The sequence below is a fragment of the Polaromonas sp. P4_F6 genome (assembly GCF_056401275.1).
In genome coordinates, this window is record NZ_JBFUJQ010000012.1 from 124,455 (window position 1) to 141,486 (window position 17,032).

The following is a 17,032-nucleotide window of genomic DNA, read 5'->3' on the forward strand; positions in this document are numbered from 1 at the left end:
CTTGAAGCAGGGGCAGCCGGCCCCATATGGTTTCTTTGAAAATCTCACGCCAGAAAGGCCTCGCCATGTCTGCCGACTCCACCGCAGGTTTCGCTACCCCTTCCGCTGCCAGTCCGATCCTCCAGGCCAAGCCGCTCGGCTTCCCGTGGGCCACCATCGACCCCTTCCTCTTTTGCGCTTATCACGACGACGCCTACCCCCGCGCCAATGCGCAGATGGGCCCGGACGCTTCGCTGGCCGGGCGCGACATCGGCCAGGACTTCAGCCGCAAGGACGGCTGGAGCATGTACCACGGCGAAAAGATTCCCGGCTTTCCTCCGCACCCGCACCGCGGCTTTGAAACCGTGACGGTGGTACGCAAGGGCCTGATCGACCACTCCGACTCGCTGGGCGCGACCGCGCGCTTCGGCCGGGGCGACGCGCAGTGGCTTACCGCCGGCAAGGGCATCGTGCATGCCGAGATGTTCCCGCTGCTGGACGAAAAGAATGACAACCCGCTGGAGCTGTTCCAGATCTGGCTGAACCTGCCGGCGCGCAGCAAGATGAGCGAGCCGCACTTCACCATGTTCTGGGGGCAGGATATTCCGCGCCTGACGGCCACCGATGCCGATGGCCGCACGACCGAAGTCGCCGTGGTGGCGGGCCAGCTGGCGGGCGCCGGTGCGCCCCTGCCGCCGCCGCCGGACTCCTGGGCGGCGCAGGCCGACGCGGACGTGGCGATCTGGACGATACGCATGGCGCCGGGCGCCCGCTGGGAGCTGCCCGCGGCTGGCGGCGACGGCACGCGCCGTATGCTGTATTTCTTCAAAGGCACGTCCATTGAAGTCGCCGGCCGGCAGCTTGACCAGCATGCGGCGCTGGAGCTGCGCGCCGGCGAGGCCGTGGCGCTGCGCAACACCGGCGCTGGAGAGGCGGAGTTTTTGTTGCTGCAGGGCAAGCCCATCGGCGAGCCGGTGGTGCAGTACGGGCCGTTCGTGATGAACACGCAGGCCGAGATCGCCCAGACCATGGCCGACTACCGGCGCACGCAGTTCGGCGGCTGGTCGTTTGCCGACGATGCGCCGGTGCATGGCCGTGAGCCGGCACGCTTTGCGCGCCACCCAGGCGGGCGGGAAGAAAAACCAGCCGGCGGCTGAGCACAGGGCGGCGTTCGCCGCCGCCCTGCCTGCGCGGCTCTTGTGAAAATCCGCTGAAAGGGGATGCCCGTTCGGTATCCCCGCCGCCTGCAGGATTTGCCGCAAACTTCTACACTGCGGCATCCTGAAGGAGCCCGCATGGACAAAGACCCCAGCCACACTGCCGTGAAGCAGGCGCTTGATAGCTTGAGCACCCGCTTCTTCCGCGCGGTGTCATTTGAGCCCGGCGACAAACCGGCCTACAAGGACATCCACGGCCTGTTCATTGCCACCGGCCTGCTGATCAAGAACACGGCGGCCACGCCCGAGATCTCCAGCGTCGCCGAATTCATCGCGCCGCGCCAGGCGCTGGTGGACAGTGGGGCGCTCACACGCTTCAAGGAATGGGAGCTGTCGGAAATCACGCAAATCTTCGGCAACATCGCCCACCGCTACAGCGCCTACGGCAAGGCCGGGACGCAGGGCGGCCAGGCTTTTGAGGCGCGCGGCGTGATCTCCACGCAGTTCATCAAGACACCTGAAGGCTGGAAGATGAGCGCCATGGCCTGGGACGACGAGCGGCCCGGCCTGTCGCTGCCGGCTGAATTGCTGGGCGGCTAAGCCTCCAGACCCGGCCGCTACGGCGCGTTTCAGCGCGCGGCGCGGCGGTCCCAGCACAGCGCGGCCACCAGCACCAGGCCACCGACCAGCCCCAGGTGCTCGAGGAATGAATTGCGGTTGTGGAATTGCTCCATGCCGCTCATGGCCCAGAAGGGGTGGCCTATGACTGTGGCGACCACCGTGAACCCGGCCAGCGCAAGCGCGCCCAGCGCCGCCCACAGGCCGCGGCCGAACAGCATCAGCGCCGCGCCGGCCAGCTGCGTGACGAGCACTACGGCGGCAAACACGGGCGCCGGGGTCAGGCCGAAATGCGCGGCCTCGCCGATGGCCGCGTCGAAATTGAGCAGCTTGGAGACGCCGCTGTAGACAAAGGCGACCGCCAGCAACAGCCTGGCGGCCCGGAGCGCCGGTGTTGAAAAAGGCGGCTCGTGTGTGTTCATGGTTTTCTTCCTGCCAGGTATTGTTTAAAGCCAGCACGCGCAACCGAGCGCGCCCCAGAAGCTTTTTTCGTCGGACACCGGTGCATGGCCCAGCCAGCTTTGGGTGTGGCCGTGCCCATGCACCGCGCAGGGCCTGGCGCAGCAGTCTGCAAAGGGCTGCATTGCGCGCGCGGCGCGGCCGGCCGGCTGGGCACCCGCCGCGGGTTCGCGCCAGTAGCCGCCGAAGGCTTTTGTCGGCACCCAGTCGTTGGCGGCCTTGGGCATGGGCGGCGCGAGGTTCGCGAAACCGCCGTCGCCATGCACGATGCGGCCGCCCACCACGGTCAGGTGCGAGACCAGGTCCTTGATGTCGGATTCCGGGATGCCGAAGAAGTCGCGCGAGGGCACGATGAAGTCGGCGAGCTGGCCCACCTTGATCTGGCCTTTTTTCCCCTCGGCGTTGGCGAACCAGGCGCTGCCGCTGGTCCACAGCCGCAGCGCGGTGTCGCGGTCCAGCAAGTTGTCGGGCCGGTACAGCGTGGTGCCGCCCAGCGTCTTGCCGGTGACCATCCAGTACAGGCAGACCCAGGGGTTGTAGCTCGCGACGCGGGTCGCATCGGTGCCGCCGCCCACGGGCAGGCCGGCGTCCAGCATGCGGCGAATCGGCGGCGAGTGCTCGGCGGCCCCGGCGCCGTAGCGTTCGATGAAGTATTCGCCCTGGTAGGCCATGCGGTGCTGCACGGCAATGCCGCCGCCCAGCGCCTTGACCCGGTCGATGTTGCGCGGGCTGATGGTTTCGGCGTGGTCGAAAAACCAGTGCAGGCCGTTGAAGGGAATCTCGCGGTTGACCTTCTCGAAGGTGTCGAGCGCGCGCCCTATCGATTCGTCATAGGTCGCGTGCAGGCGGAAGGGCCAGCGCTTTTCCACCAGCAGGCGCACCACGCGCTCGAGCTCGTCCTCCATGCTCGCGGGCAGCTCGGGCCGGGGCTCGCGGAAGTCCTCGAAATCGGCCGCGGAGAACACCAGCATTTCGCCGGCGCCGTTGTGGCGCAGCATGTCGGTGCCGGACAGCGGCGGCAGCATGCCTGTCCATTGCCGGAAATCCTCGGCTTCCTGTTTGGGCCGCTGCGTGAACAGGTTGTAGCCTATGCGCACGGTGAGCTCGCCGGCATCGCGCAGCTTCTCGATGACGCGGTAGTCCTCGGGATAGTTCTGGAAGCCGCCGCCGGCATCGATCACCGAGGTGATGCCGAGCCGGTTCAGCTCGCGCATGAAGAGCCGGGTCGAGGCCTCCTGCGCATCCGGGTCCAGCTTGGGGCCCTTGGCCAGTGTGGCGTAGAGGATCATCGCGTTGGGTTTGGCCAGCAGCAGGCCGGTGGGATTGCCCTGGGCATCGCGCGCGATCTCGCCGCCGGGCGGATTCGGCGTGTCCTTGCCGTAGCCGACGGCGCGCAGGGCGGCGCCGTTGAGCAGGGCGCGGTCGTACAGGTGCAGGATGAAGACCGGGGTGTCGGGCGCGGCCGCGTTGATTTCCGCGAGCGTGGGCAGGCGTTTTTCGGCGAACTGCTGCTCGGTGAAACCGCCGACCACACGCACCCACTGCGGCGCCGGCGTGCGCGCCGCCTGCGCCTTGAGCATGGCCATTGCGTCGGCGAGCGAGGGCACGCCGTCCCAGCGCAGCTCCATCGCGTAATTGAGGCCGGCGCGTATCAAATGCGTGTGGCTGTCGTGCAGGCCGGGCAAGGCTGCCGCGCCGCCCAGGTCGACCACCCGTGTCGCGGCGCCCGCGTGGCGCATGGCGTCTTCATGGCTGCCCACGGCAATGAATGTGCCGCCGGCCACGGCCACCGCGGCGGCCACCGGGTTCTGCCGGTCCAGGGTGGTGAAGCGGCCGTTGATGAAGACAAGGTCGGCGGTGGCGGGAGGGTTCATGGGGTTTCCGTTGGATTGGGGATGTCAGCGCCGCGCGAACAGCCAGGGGTGCAGCAGCCGCGTGTAGGGCGGCATGACCACCCAGACCACCAGGGCCACGATGACGGCCGCCAGTATGCCGTGCGCCACGCCATACATGCCCAGCACGGGGACGGCCTTGAACAGCGGCCCCATGGCCCAGGGCACGACCATGGTGAGCGGCCAGATGACCGAGGTGGTGATCAGCCACTGCTTCCAGGCCGCGGGCTTGACCGGCGCCTCTGCGCCGGCCGCCGCTTCAGGGGGAAACAGGAAGTCGATGCCGCTGCCCATGCTGACCTGTTCACCGGCTTGCAGAAGCGGCTGCACCGCCTCGAGCAGGCGCGCGCGTTCCGCCGACCGGTACCAGCCGTTGAGCTGTTCGGTGGTGGCAAAGCGCACCACGATGAGGTAGTCGACGCCGCCCTCGGACGGGCGGACCACATGCACGCCCTGGTGGCCCGGATAGGCCGATGCGGTGCGCATGGTCTCGGCCAGCCAGCCGTCATACGCGGTGCGCGCGCCGGCGCGCACGCGGTGGCGCACCACAAGGCTGACGCTTTCGGAGGACGGGCCGGCCGGCTCGCCGGGGCTGTTCGCGCTGTTCATGGCGCTTTCAGCCCAGCTTGCGCGCGGGCATCTTGTGCACGTGCGTGATCGCGTAGTCGACGCCCGATCCATAGGCGCCGGAATGCTCCATGACGATGCCCGTGGTGCCCGCATAGGTCTCCTTGCGCGCCCAGTCGCGCTGCATTTCGAGCAGGAACTGCTGCCAGGTGATGGGCACGGCGCCGGCCTGGATCATGCGCTGCACCGACATGTTGTGCGCCGCCACCGAGGTGCCGCCGGAGGCGTCTTCCACAAAATACACCTCGTAGCCGTCGGCCATGGCCTCCAGCGCGGGGAAGTTCAGGCAGACCTCGGTCCACAGCGCCGCGAGCACCAGTTTTTTGCGGCCGAATTTTTTCAGCTCGGCCTTCACGCCCGCGTCGTCCCAGGTGTTCATGCTGGTGCGCTCAAAAATCCGGTTGTCGGGCAGCACCGCCAGCAGTTCGGGCCAGATGTTGCCCGAGAAGGACTCGGTCTCAACCGAGGTCAGCACCGTGGGAACCTGGAACACCTTGGCCGCCTTGGCCAGGCCGATGACGTTGTTCTTCAGCAGCTGCCGGTCGATGTTGGCCACGCCAAAGGTCATTTGCGGCTGGTGGTCGATCAGCACCAGCGCGCAGTTCTGGGGGGTGAGCAGTTCGAGTTTTCCTTGAGCCATGGCGAGTCCCTTGAAAGAGTGGATAAACAAGCCTGGAATGCTAAATTGCAGCCAATGGGTTGACTAGACTGTGTTTTAGAACCAAACCGTATCCAGACAGGAACCAATCATGGACAGACTTGATGCCCTCCAGGCCCTGGTGCTATCGACGCGGCTGGGCAGTTTTGCCGCCGCCGCGCGTGAACTCGGCGTGACGCGCTCACAGATCAGCAAGCTCATTGCCTCGCTGGAAACCGAGTACGGCGGCGCGCTGTTTGTGCGCTCCACCCGCGCGATTGCCTTGACCAGCGCCGGCGCCACCTTGCACGACTACGCGGTGGACCTGCTGGCCATCGCCGCCGAAGCCCGCGAGTCCATGGCGGCCATTCGCGGCGCGGTGGCCGGGCCGCTGCGCGTCAACGCGCCCATGTCCTTCGGCAAGCTGGTGCTGGCGCCGCTGCTGTCGCAGTTCCTGGCGCTGCATCCGCGGGTCGAGCTGCGCGTGGAGCTCAACGACCGCATGCTGGACCCCTATGAGACCGGCTTTGACCTCACCCTGCGCATCGCGCAGCTACCGGACTCTTCGCTGGCGGCGCGCCGCCTGTGCGACGTGCGCCGCGCCGTGTACGCCGCCCCGGCCTACCTGCGGGCGCACGGTACGCCCGCATCACCCAAGGCCCTCGAGGCGCACCGCTGCCTGAACTACGCGCATGCCAACAAGGGGCACATCTGGCACCTCGGGAGAGGCCGGGAAACAGCGCACATCGCCGTCGGCGGGCCGCTGTGCGCCAACAACGGCGACCTGCTGGTGGAGGCCGCCGTCGCGGGCGCCGGCCTGGTCCTGCAGCCCGAGTTCCTGGCGGCCAGACACCTCGCGGCGGGCCGCCTGGTGCCGGTGTTGCCGCAGTGGCAGGAGTCCCCGGAGATCGCGCTCTACGCGCTGTACCCGGCGACGCGGCGCGTTCCCGTCACGGTGCGCGCCCTGATAGACCACCTGGCGGCGGCCTTGCCGCAAGCCATGTCGGCCGTTCAAGCGCCCGCGCACTCCATGCCGAAGCGGGGCGGCGCGCTGGGCCCCAGCAGCCAGTAGGTGGCCATGCGGCCCCGGCCCTTGACCTCGATAGGCTCGCGCGCGGCAAAGGCAAAATGCTGCCGCGTCTGCAGGTAGACCGCTTCGCTGACGTGGACGGCGCCGGGCTCGCCGCTGGCCTCCATGCGGCTGGCCACATTGACCGTGTCGCCCCAGACGTCGTAGAGAAAACGCTTGACGCCTATCACCCCCGCCACCGCGGGTCCCGCGTGCATGCCTATGCGCATGGCCAGCCGCGTGCCGTTGGCGGCGTTGTAGCGCCGCAAGGCCTCGCCCATGTCCAGGGCCAGCCGTCCCAGGCTGTCGAGCCGGTGGTGGGCCACCACCATGTAGGCATCGCCTATGGTCTTGATCTTTTCCAGCCCGTACTTTTCCACCAGGCCGTCAAAGGCCGAGAAGATCTGGTTGAGCACCAGCACCAGCGCGTCCGGCGGCAAGGCGCGTGAAAAACTCGTGAAGCCGGCGATGTCGGCGAACAGCACGCCCATGTTGTCGAACTTCACCGCGTTGACCTTGTCCTCGCGCTTGAGTTCATCGGCGATGGAGGCCGGCAGCACGTTGTACAGCACCTTGTCGGCGCGCGCGCATTCACTCTCGGCGCGCTGCATCTCGGTGTACAGCTCGGCATTGCGCGCCAGCATGAGCTTGTCGAGCGCCACGCACAGCACCAGGATGCAAAAGGGGTTGACCAGCGCGGCCAGGAGCCCCAGGCCCACGTGCCCGCGCAGGGCGGCGGCCAGGCCCAGCGCCGCAAAGCTCAGCAGGTACATGGGCCTGCGCACCGGGCTGGGCGTGCACATGACGGCCGCGACAAAGGTCGCCCCCGCCGCATAGATGGACAAATCGCCCCACATCGCGCCATGGACGGCGCCTATCCAGGTGGCCAGCAGCATGGCGCAGGCGCAGGCGGCGTTGAGCGCCCCTTCCCGGCCGCGCAGCCGCGGCGCAAACCGGTCCGCCAGGATGACGGCGATGAAAAACAGCTCGGCCGTGAGTTGCCAGGCCAGCAGGCCGGCCACACCCGGCGGCCAGTCCGGCCGCGCGATGCTGAAGTAAGCCGCATCGGCGGCCAGCGCCGCCGGCGGCAACAGCCAGGCCACGGCCTTGCTGTAATACACGCCCTGTGCCCAGCTTTTCTGGACGAGCCAATCCCTGAACGGCTGCTCTGCCATGGTCATTCCTCCCTTGCGCCGCGCGGCATGGGCGCGGCATGCGGGGACCATACGGGCTGGCCGGGTGTAGGTCAACGGACATTGACCGCCCGCGGCCTTTTGATGTGCGAAGCCGAAAAAAAAGCGCCCGAAGGCGCTTTTCATGGAGGACCGTGGCGAAATTACTTCGAAACCACGCGCACCATTTCCAGGCACTTGTTGGAGTAGCCCCATTCGTTGTCGTACCAGGCCACGACCTTGACGAAGGTGCCGTCCAGCGCGATGCTGGCGTCGGCGTCAAACACGCTGGTGCAGGTCTCGCCGCGGAAATCGGTGGCGACCACCTTGTCTTCGGTGTAGCCCAGGATGCCCTTGAGCGCGCCTTCGCTTTGCGCCTTCATCTCGGCGCAGATTTCCTTCAGCGTGGCTTCCTTGTTGAGTTCGCAGGTCAGGTCGACCACCGAGACGTCGGAGGTCGGCACGCGGAAGGACATGCCGGTCAGCTTCTTGTTGAGCTCGGGGATCACCACGCCCACGGCCTTGGCCGCGCCGGTGGAAGAAGGAATGATATTTTCCAGGATGCCGCGGCCGCCGCGCCAGTCCTTGTTACTCGGGCCGTCCACGGTTTTTTGCGTGGCGGTGGCAGCGTGCACAGTCGTCATCAGGCCGCGCTTGATGCCCCACTTGTCGTTGAGCACCTTGGCGACGGGCGCCAGGCAGTTGGTGGTGCAGCTGGCGTTGGAGATGATGGCCTCGCCCTTGTAGGTCTTGTCGTTGACGCCGAAGACGAACATCGGGGTGTCGTCTTTGGACGGCGCCGAGAAGATGACTTTCTTGGCGCCGGCGGCCAGGTGTTTCTCGCCGGAGGCTTTGTCCAGGAAGAGGCCCGTCGATTCCAGCACCACGGTGGCGCCGATGTCGCCCCACTTGAGGTTGGCGGGGTCGCGTTCCTGCGTCAGGCGGATCTTCTTGCCGTTGACGATCAGGGTGTTGCCGTCCACGGACACGTCGCCTTCAAAGCGGCCGTGCACCGAGTCGTACTTCAGCATGTAAGCCAGGTAGTCGGGCTCGAGCAGGTCGTTGATGCCGACGATTTCGATGTCGCTAAAGCTCTTGATCGCCGAGCGGAACACGTTGCGGCCGATACGGCCAAAACCATTGATACCAAGTTTGATCGTCATTTTCTGTTGCTCCTGGAAGTTGAAATTCGTTGAATCGGCGGGCCGTGTACTGATGCGTGCGCTTATTTGCGCAGCACCGTGCGCACGGTGTCGGCGACGTTCTCGGCGGTGAAGCCGAAGTGTTTGAACAGCACCGGGGCGGGGGCGGACTCGCCGTAGCTGTCGATGCCGACAACGGCCGCGCAGCCGTATTTCCACCAGCCGTCGGTCACGCCCATTTCCACCGCGATACGGGGGATGCCCTCGGGCAGGACTTCGCTCTTGTAGGCGGTCTTCTGTTTGTCGAAGGTGGTGGTGCTGGGCATGGAAACCACGCGCACGGCGATCTTGTGGGCGGCCAGCAGTTCCTGGGCCTTGAGCGCCAGCTGCACTTCGGAGCCGGTGGCGATGATCACGGCCTGGGCCTTTTTGTTCAGGCCCACTTCTTCCGGCCCGGCCAGCACGTAGGCACCGCGGCTGATGTTGCCGAGGTCTTTCTTGGGCGCGTAGGGCAGGTTCTGGCGGCTCAGCAGCAGGGCGGTCGGCTTGGTCTTGTTCTCGAGCGCGACGGCCCAGGCGACGGCCGTTTCGGCCGTGTCGCCCGGACGCCAGACGTCCAGGTTGGGGATCAGGCGCAGGCTGGCGGCGTGCTCGATCGACTGGTGCGTCGGGCCGTCTTCGCCCAGGCCTATGGAGTCATGGGTGAACACATGCACCACGCGCAGCTTCATCAGCGCGGCCATGCGGATGGCGTTGCGGCTGTAGTCGCTGAAGGTCAGGAAGGTGCCGCCGTAGGGGATGTAGCCGCCGTGCAGCGCGATGCCGTTCATGATGGCGGCCATGCCGAATTCGCGCACGCCGTAGTTGATGTGGCGGCCTATGGCGCTCACGCCCTCGGCGTTGGCCGTCAGCACGACCTCGCCGTTCATGTCAAAACGCAGGCTGGGCGTGGACTTGGTGTTGGTCAGGTTGGAGCCGGTCAGGTCGGCCGAGCCGCCCAGCATCTCGGGCAGGCCGGCGGTGAAGGCTTCGAGCGCGAGCTGCGAGGCCTTGCGCGAAGCCACGGTTTCGGCCTTGGTGTGCGCGCCAATGACGGTGTCGACCGCGAGCTGCGCAAAAGCCTTGGGCAGCTCGCCCTTCATGCGGCGGACCAGTTCGGCGGCGAGTTCGGGGTGGGCGGCCTTGTAGGCGGCGAATTTCGCGTCCCAGGCGGCTTCGGCGGCCAGGCCCTTGGCCTTGGCGTCCCAGGCGTCGTAGGTTTCCTTGGGCACTTCAAACGGCGCATAAGGCCAGTTCAGGGCTTCGCGCGTGAGCTTGATTTCCTCGGCGCCCAGCGGCTCGCCGTGGGCCTTGGCGGTGTTGGCGCGGTTCGGCGAGCCCTTGCCGATGTGGGTCTTGCAAATGATCAGCGTGGGCTTGTCGTTCGATTTTTTCGCGCCTTCGATGGCCTGCGAGACCAGCTCGGCGTCGTGGCCGTCGATAGGGCCCAGCACATTCCAGCCGTAGGCGGCAAAACGCACGGCGGTGTTGTCGATGAACCAGGGCGCGACCTGGCCGTCAATCGAGATGCCGTTGTCGTCGTAGAGCGCGATCAGCTTGTTGAGCTTCCAGGCGCCGGCCAGGGCCGCGGCTTCGTGGCTGATGCCTTCCATCAGGCAGCCGTCGCCCATGAACACATAGGTGTTGTGGTCGACGACGCTGTGGCCTTCGCGGTTGAACTCCTTGGCGAGCAGCTTTTCAGCCAGCGCCATGCCGACGGCATTGGTCAGGCCCTGGCCCAGCGGGCCGGTGGTGGTTTCCACGCCGGGGGTATAGCCGTATTCGGGGTGGCCGGGAGTTTTGCTGTGCAGCTGGCGGAAGTTTTTGAGTTCGGCTATGGGCAGTTTGTAACCAGTCAGGTGCAGCACGGCGTAAATCAGCATGGAGCCGTGGCCGTTGGAGAGCACAAAACGGTCGCGGTCAAACCAGTTGGGGTTGTGCGGGCTGTGCTTGAGGTGGCTGCCCCAGAGGGCGACGGCCATGTCGGCCATGCCCATGGGGGCGCCGGGATGTCCGGAATTGGCTTGTTGTACGGCGTCCATTGCGAGTGCGCGTATCGCATTCGCCATCATTTGCGTGTTTGCCATGTTGGCTGCTCCGGAGGGGAAAAGATCAGGGGTAACCCGGTATTTTACCGTCTGGCCCCAGCCCGGCGATTTGGCGGGTTTTGACCCCAGTTGATGGCGCCCATCGTCTAAAGTCGGGGGATGCAAGGCCTACACCTGACCGCCGACCTTTACAAATGCCGCTGCGATCCCGCCTGGCTCACCGACGCCGCCCGCCTGGGCGACTGGTGCGTGCAAGCCGTGCAGGCCACCGGCCTGCAGGCCGTCAACCAGCTGTTCCACACCTTTCCCGACACCGAACACGGTCCGGGCGGCATCACGGCCACGGTGCTGCTGGCCGAATCCCATGTCTGCGTGCACACCTGGCCCGAGCAGAAGGCTGTGACGCTGGATGTTTATGTCTGCAATTTTGGCGGTGACCACTCGGCCCGGGCGCGCAGCCTGATGGACGCGCTGGTGCGGCGCTTCAACCCGGAATGGACCGAACAGCGCTCGCTGGACCGGGGGGATACCCAATAAGCCGGTTCACCAGCTTTCGCGCACGGTCGCCAGAAACAAGGCATTGAGCGAGGGCAGCACCGGCCGCAGGTCGTCGGGCGCGGGAGTCGCCGCATCCAGCCTGGCGAGTTCAGCCTCAATAAAGGCGTTGACCCGCGGGTAGGGCGCCGACAGGCCCAGTTCGGGCGCACCGCGTTTTTGTTCGAGCATGTCGGCGATGTCGGCGAGCAGCTCCGTTTCACCCTCAATCAGGTGCAGCAGGCTGGCGAACTCGATGGGCGCGGCTGTGCCGTAGCGCTCCAGCCAGCGCACCGCGAGCAGGGGCCGCAGCACATAAAAATACTTCTTGAGCCGCACCATCTCACCCTGAAGGTGCTCGCGGTAGTTGCCCTTGGCCGAGCTGCGGTAATGGTGGATGCCCCGCTCGCACGAGTAAACCTGGGGCAACAGCCGCCGCGCCGCTTCAGCGAACGCACCGTTTTCGATGTATTTGATCGGCGACTGGATCCATTCGACAAAACCCGGGTTGGACTTCCAAAACAAACGTAGCGCCTTGCGCAGGTCCCAGCCGTTGAGGTCTATGTCGTCGACGATGGGGTACTCAATGACGTCACGCCGGTCCTCAAGGTCCAGCGAGAGGTAGTCGTCGGCTGGCCGTGCATAGATGAAACGCACGTCGAAATCGCTGTTCGGCGAGGCAAAACCCCAGGCGCGACTGCCGGACTCTATCGCCATCAGGATGCGCACACCGTGCTCGCGTTCGGTCGCCGCGAGGCGGTTCATGATTTCAGCGTGGATCTCGGGAGGAATCATGCTCAGGCTTTCGGGTTTCGGTGGTCCTGCATTCTGCATGAGCGGCTCCCGTTAAACTGCCGCCATGCCCTCTGCACCCATCAAAGCCATGATCATGGCCGCCGGCCGCGGCGAGCGCATGCGCCCGCTGACCGACAGCACGCCCAAGCCCCTGCTCAAGGTGCGCGGCAAGCCGCTGATTGACTGGCATGCCGAGGCGCTGGCGCGCGGCGGTTTCACCGAGCTGGTGGTCAACACCGCCTGGCTCGGCGAGCAGATTGAGAACCACTTCGGGCAGCAAGGCCGTACGCCGCTGTCCATCGCCTATTCACACGAAGGCGTCGATTTCGGCGGCGCGCTGGAAACCGCGGGCGGCATCGCGCGCGCGCTGCCGCTGCTGGGCGATGTGTTCTGGCTGCTGGCGGGCGACGTGTTTGTGCCGGGCTTTGAATTCACGCAGGCTGCGGTAGGCCGTTTCGCCGCTGGCGGCAAGCTGGCACACCTCTGGCTGGTGCCCAACCCGCCCCACAACCCCAAAGGCGATTTCGGCCTGGGCGCTGACGGCCTGGCACTGAATCTGCCCAAAGACAGTGCTGAGCCAAAGTTCACCTACAGCACCATAGGCCTGTATCGCCGGGAATTCTTCAACACGATGCCCTTCGGCAACCCGCAGGGCCTGAAAGCCCCACTGGCGCCGCTGCTGCGCGCGGCGATGGACAATGGCCGGGTCAGCGCCCAGCTGTACCCCGGACCCTGGACCGACGTGGGCACGCCGGCCCGGCTGGACGAGCTGAACCAGGCAAGCACCACACACTGAACAACAACCCAAAAAAAGCGCAGCGCACCATGAGCACCACCACGATTTACCAGAAACGCCGTGCCGCCGTGGCCCGCGCACTCAAGGCGGCCGGCGGCGGCATCGCCTTGCTGCCGACCGCGCGTGAATACCCGCGCAACCGCGACACCGACTTTCCATACCGGCACGACAGCTATTTTTATTACCTGACAGGCTTTGACGAACCTGAAAGCTGGCTGGCGATAGACGCCAGCGGCAAGACCACGCTGTTTTGCCGCCCCAAGGACCTGGAGCGCGAAATCTGGGACGGCATACGCCTGGGCCCCAAGGCCGCGCCGGCCCGGCTGGGCGTGGATGCGGCCTTCAGCACCGAGGCGCTGGATGCGCAGATGCCGGCCCTGCTGGCCAACAGGAAGTCGGTATGGTTTCCGTTTGCCACGCACGAGGGCCTGGACGCGCGCGTGGACGGCTGGCTGGACAAGGTGCGCGCCCGCGTGCGCCTGGGCGACGAATGCCCGCAAAGCCGCAACGACCTGTGCGGCGTGCTCGACGAGATGCGCCTCTTCAAGGACAGCCACGAGATCGCCATCCTGCGCCGCGCCGGAAAGATTTCAGCGGGCGCGCATGTGCGGGCCATGCAGGCCTCGGCAGCCATGCTGCGCAACCCCGTCAAGGGCGGCCTGCGCGAATACCACCTGGAGGCCGAGCTGCTGCACGAGTTCCGCCGCCACGGCTCGCAGTTCCCGGCCTACACCAGCATCGTGGCCGCAGGCGCCAACGCCTGCGTGCTGCACTACCGCGCCGGCGACGCCGAACTCAAGGCCGGCGAGCTGTGCCTGATAGACGCCGGCTGCGAGCTCGACGGCTACGCCAGCGACATCACGCGCACCTTCCCGGCCGGCGGCACCTTCACGCCGGCCCAGCGCAGGCTGTACGACATCGTGGTGGAGTCCCAGTACGCCGCGGTCAAGGCCACCAAACCCGGCAAGCGCTTCAACGACCCGCACGAGGCCGCGCTGCGCGTGCTGGCCCAGGGCATGCTGGACACCGGCCTGCTGCCCAAGGCCAAACATGGCAAGGTCGACGACGTGCTCGAGTCCGGCGCGTACCGCCAGTTTTATATGCACCGCACCAGCCACTGGATGGGCATGGACGTGCACGACTGCGGCGACTACAGCGAGCCCGGCAGCAAACCCCGCCCCGACAAGGACGCGATGAACCAGCCCATCATGCGCAAGCCCTCGCGCATCCTGCGGCCCGGCATGGTGATGACGATAGAGCCAGGCCTGTATGTCCGCCCTGGGAAGAACGTTCCCAAGGAGTTCTGGAACATTGGTATCCGGATTGAGGATGATGCCCTGGTGACGGCCAAGGGCTGTGAGCTGATGACGCGGGGGGTGCCAGTCGATGGGGATGAGATTGAGCGCCTGATGCGCGCATGAACGGCCTTGCCGCGGCGAGGCACTCCCATTGACGGATTCCATCAACTGGCAAAACTTCAATGACGGCCTTTTGCAAGGCCGGCTGCAGGAGTGCCGCGCCTTTCTTGACGGAGTGCACCACAGCGAATCCGGCACGCCGGAATATTGGGCCGGCCGGGCGGACGCGCATTACCGCGCGAGCGAGTTCACCCAGGCCCTGGACCTGTACCTCAAGACCGGCCATGACTTCCCCGGCTATGTGAACCACCGCTACCACCTGACCGACGTCTGCGCCCAGCTGGGGCTGCGTGAACTGGGCCGGTTCGAGCTGGCGCGCATGGCGGAGCGGGCGGGCATGCATCCCGGGCTGAATGCGCAAATGTTTGCCGAAGGCTGGTCGCCCCTGGGCTTCGACAAGGAAACCCTGGCGCTGGAGCCGGGCAATTCCTGCGGGGAGCTCAACCATCACACGCGGCTCATGATGGCGGCGCAAAGCCGCATGCGCCTGCACGGCATTGCCGGCGGTGTGCCGGCTTATCACGAAAGCTACTGCACGCCGGCGGCCTGGAACTGCATGTACCCGCAGTTCGATACCGGCACTTACTGGAACGGCGGCAAGGAGCTGCCCCGGGTTTTGCGGCTGGAGGGGCGCGGCGGGATCGGCGACCGCATGCAGTGGCTGCGGTATGCGGCCATCCTCGCGTGCGCGGGCGTGCAGGTCGAGCTGACCGGCTGGGATCCGGACGTGCTGCAGCTTCTGCCGGCCGAGCGTGACGAGGTCGCGCCCTTGCTGGCGCAGCGCGGCTACCGCCTGGGCGCTTCCGATGAGGCCCTGTGGACGGACCCTTTCACCCTGTTTGCGGCGCTTTTCCCAGACTTCGGTTATGCCGCCAGAAGCCGCTACGTGGCAAAGTCGCCCGCGTACCAGGACACGGCGCTGCTGGATTCGATTCGCGCCAACGCCGGGGGCCGGCCCTGCGTCGGGCTTTTCTGGTCGGCCAATGAAAGCCCGGCCATGTTCGGCAGCAGAAGCCTGAAGCTGCAGCAACTCCACGAACTGCTGGCGATGCATGAGGTGCACTGGGTGGTCTTTCAGCGCGGTTACCAGCGCGCGCGCTGGCTTGAAGACTCCCGCAGCCGGGACACCCGGCATTTCACGACGGTTCCGGTATCGCTGCCCTTCGACCGCAGCATCGCGCTGGCCGGCGAGCTCGATGCGCTGGTCAGCATCGACAGCGGGCTGCTCCACGGCGCGGCTGCCATGGGAACGCCGACGATTCTGCTGGCCAACCATGCGGCCGAGTGGCGCTGGGAAAAACACCCCACGGCGTCACCGTGGTACCCGGGCATGTCCATCGCAAGAGCCCCGGCGCTGGGCGCCTGGGAAGAGGCGGCGGGCATTGCCGGCGAGGCGCTGCGCCGGCAGTTCAGCGGCGCCGCCGCGCCGGGCACCTGATCTCGGGCCGGCCTGCCTCCTCCAGATTTTTGCGCAACCGGGAAAACCTGCCATGACCTTTGTTTCTCGCCCCCTGCCTTTTGTCCTGGCTTCCTCCAACCACGGAACCATGATCGTCAACCGCAACGACTACCACATGCTCAACGACACGGACGGCTACGGCGTCGGGCACCAGATTTTCCAGAACTCCCAGTTCGATCCGCAGGAAGTCGCCATGGTCCTGCAGCTGCTGACCTTGCGCCGGGAGCTTTTCGGTGACGGGGTGGCGGCGCTGGACATAGGCGCCAACATCGGCGTTCACACCGTCGAGTGGGCCAGGCATATGCATGGCTGGGGCAAGGTCATCGCCGTCGAAGCCCAGGAACGGATTTTCTACGCCCTAGCCGGCAACATCGCCATCAACAACTGCTTCAACGCGGCGGCCCATCACGCCGCGCTTGGCGCGCAGGAAGGCGAGCTGAAGATTCCCAGGCCCGACTACCTCAAGCCCGCGAGCTTCGGCTCGCTCGAATTGCGCCAGAGCGAGAAAAACGAATTCATCGGGCAGCCCATCGACTATTCGGCCCAGGGCAGCCAGACGGTCAGGATGATCACGGTGGACGGCCTGAAGCTCCCCCGCCTGGACTTCATCAAGATGGACATCGAGGGCATGGAACTCGAAGGCCTGGCCGGTGCGCTCAAAACCCTCGAAGCCCACAAACCCCAGATGCTGATCGAGTCGCTCAAAACCGACGGCGAGGCGCTGCGCCGCCTGCTCGATGCGCAGGGTTACCGGCAATACCAGATGGGGATCAATGTTCTTGCGATCCATGCGGGGGATCCTTCGCTTGGGAAGGTGGCGATTACGCCGTACTCGGCTTGAGAAGTTTGCCGGGTCTTGCGCCGGCTGAGCGCGCTCTTCTCCTTCCACCTCCTCCTTCCTCTTCTTGGTTCTGCTGGCCGGGGTTGCCCGGCGGCAAGTAACTTTCTTTTGCTTGGCGGTCTCAAGGACCAAGTGCAACACCTGGGGGAATCTGGGCATTGTGCGCGATGCAGTCTTCGAAGAAGGCTTGAGCGGGCGTTTTCCAGTCCAATGTTGCCCGTGGCCTCGTGTTCAGGCTCCAGGCGATCTGGTCGAGCTGGCGCTGGCTGTACACACTCAGGTCTGTGCCCTTTGGTAGGTACTGCCTGATCAGGCCATTGATGTTCTCATTGCGGCCACGTTGCCAGGGA

17 protein-coding genes are annotated in these 17,032 nt (G+C 66.0%); 8 read left to right on the plus strand and 9 right to left on the minus strand.

Annotated features, from left to right (window positions below; translation table 11 throughout):
• The first annotated feature begins 65 nt into the window (after window positions 1-65).
• Window positions 66-1,136, plus strand: coding sequence for a pirin family protein (locus AC1DUN_RS22165; RefSeq protein WP_477715877.1), 1,071 nt, complete (start codon window positions 66-68; stop codon window positions 1,134-1,136).
• A 138-nt stretch (window positions 1,137-1,274) separates the two neighbouring features.
• Window positions 1,275-1,736 (plus strand): hypothetical protein, encoded by a 462-nt coding sequence (locus tag AC1DUN_RS22170; RefSeq protein ID WP_477715878.1) that lies wholly within the window; start codon window positions 1,275-1,277, stop codon window positions 1,734-1,736.
• A gap of 29 nt (window positions 1,737-1,765) precedes the next feature.
• Here the strand turns inward: AC1DUN_RS22170 and AC1DUN_RS22175 are convergent, their stop codons facing one another.
• From AC1DUN_RS22175 to AC1DUN_RS22190, 4 genes are read right to left on the minus strand one after another with little or no spacing between them, the layout of a single operon-like run.
• A complete protein-coding gene (locus tag AC1DUN_RS22175) occupies window positions 1,766-2,176 on the minus strand; it encodes a DoxX family protein (protein ID WP_477715879.1) in 411 nt (136 codons plus the stop codon).
• 24 nt (window positions 2,177-2,200) lie between these two features.
• Complete coding sequence (locus AC1DUN_RS22180) at window positions 2,201-4,087, minus strand: amidohydrolase (protein ID WP_477715880.1); 1,887 nt, start codon at window positions 4,085-4,087, stop codon at window positions 2,201-2,203.
• A gap of 24 nt (window positions 4,088-4,111) precedes the next feature.
• The gene (locus AC1DUN_RS22185) at window positions 4,112-4,714 is read right to left on the minus strand and encodes an antibiotic biosynthesis monooxygenase (RefSeq protein ID WP_477715881.1); all 603 of its coding nucleotides are present in this window, start codon (window positions 4,712-4,714) and stop codon (window positions 4,112-4,114) included.
• Window positions 4,715-4,721: 7 nt separating this feature from the next.
• Window positions 4,722-5,372: a hydrolase gene (locus AC1DUN_RS22190; protein WP_477715882.1), complete on the minus strand. Its 651-nt coding sequence runs from the start codon at window positions 5,370-5,372 to the stop codon at window positions 4,722-4,724.
• Between the two features lie 109 nt (window positions 5,373-5,481).
• Here AC1DUN_RS22190 and AC1DUN_RS22195 point away from each other — a divergent pair, with 109 nt between their 5' ends.
• Entirely contained in the window at window positions 5,482-6,441 is a 960-nt protein-coding gene (locus tag AC1DUN_RS22195; RefSeq protein ID WP_477715883.1) for a LysR family transcriptional regulator, read from the plus strand.
• On the opposite strand, the gene AC1DUN_RS22200 is transcribed toward AC1DUN_RS22195, so the two are convergent.
• The 3 genes from AC1DUN_RS22200 to tkt all read right to left on the minus strand — a co-directional run bounded on the left by AC1DUN_RS22200 (window position 6,381) and on the right by tkt (window position 10,878).
• Entirely contained in the window at window positions 6,381-7,613 is a 1,233-nt protein-coding gene (locus AC1DUN_RS22200; protein WP_477715884.1) for an adenylate/guanylate cyclase domain-containing protein, read from the minus strand. The two genes, AC1DUN_RS22195 and AC1DUN_RS22200, sit on opposite strands and share 61 nt — an antisense overlap.
• Before the next feature lie 161 nt (window positions 7,614-7,774).
• A complete protein-coding gene (gene gap / locus AC1DUN_RS22205; RefSeq protein ID WP_477715885.1) occupies window positions 7,775-8,773 on the minus strand; it encodes a type I glyceraldehyde-3-phosphate dehydrogenase in 999 nt (332 codons plus the stop codon).
• A 62-nt stretch (window positions 8,774-8,835) separates the two neighbouring features.
• Complete coding sequence (tkt, locus tag AC1DUN_RS22210; RefSeq protein ID WP_477715886.1) at window positions 8,836-10,878, minus strand: transketolase; 2,043 nt, start codon at window positions 10,876-10,878, stop codon at window positions 8,836-8,838.
• Between the two features lie 120 nt (window positions 10,879-10,998).
• On the opposite strand from tkt, the gene speD reads away from it, so the two are divergent.
• Entirely contained in the window at window positions 10,999-11,376 is a 378-nt protein-coding gene (gene speD, locus AC1DUN_RS22215) for an adenosylmethionine decarboxylase (protein ID WP_007871879.1), read from the plus strand.
• Window positions 11,377-11,382: 6 nt separating this feature from the next.
• On the opposite strand, the gene AC1DUN_RS22220 is transcribed toward speD, so the two are convergent.
• On the minus strand, window positions 11,383-12,207 hold the full coding sequence (locus AC1DUN_RS22220) for a nucleotidyltransferase domain-containing protein (protein WP_477715887.1): 825 nt from the start codon (window positions 12,205-12,207) through the stop codon (window positions 11,383-11,385).
• A 25-nt stretch (window positions 12,208-12,232) separates the two neighbouring features.
• Here AC1DUN_RS22220 and murU point away from each other — a divergent pair, with 25 nt between their 5' ends.
• Genes murU through AC1DUN_RS22240 form a run of 4 tightly spaced genes read left to right on the plus strand, consistent with a single transcriptional unit; the run spans window position 12,233 to window position 16,682 of the window.
• A complete protein-coding gene (gene murU, locus AC1DUN_RS22225) occupies window positions 12,233-12,964 on the plus strand; it encodes an N-acetylmuramate alpha-1-phosphate uridylyltransferase MurU (RefSeq protein ID WP_477715888.1) in 732 nt (243 codons plus the stop codon).
• A 29-nt stretch (window positions 12,965-12,993) separates the two neighbouring features.
• Window positions 12,994-14,385: an aminopeptidase P N-terminal domain-containing protein gene (locus AC1DUN_RS22230; protein WP_477715889.1), complete on the plus strand. Its 1,392-nt coding sequence runs from the start codon at window positions 12,994-12,996 to the stop codon at window positions 14,383-14,385.
• A gap of 28 nt (window positions 14,386-14,413) precedes the next feature.
• Window positions 14,414-15,820: a glycosyltransferase family 9 protein gene (locus tag AC1DUN_RS22235; protein ID WP_477715890.1), complete on the plus strand. Its 1,407-nt coding sequence runs from the start codon at window positions 14,414-14,416 to the stop codon at window positions 15,818-15,820.
• 52 nt (window positions 15,821-15,872) lie between these two features.
• Complete coding sequence (locus AC1DUN_RS22240) at window positions 15,873-16,682, plus strand: FkbM family methyltransferase (protein WP_477715891.1); 810 nt, start codon at window positions 15,873-15,875, stop codon at window positions 16,680-16,682.
• A 121-nt stretch (window positions 16,683-16,803) separates the two neighbouring features.
• Here AC1DUN_RS22240 and AC1DUN_RS22245 read toward each other — a convergent pair.
• The coding region (locus AC1DUN_RS22245; RefSeq protein ID WP_477715892.1) for a transposase at window positions 16,804-17,032 on the minus strand (229 nt) is incomplete at its 5' end.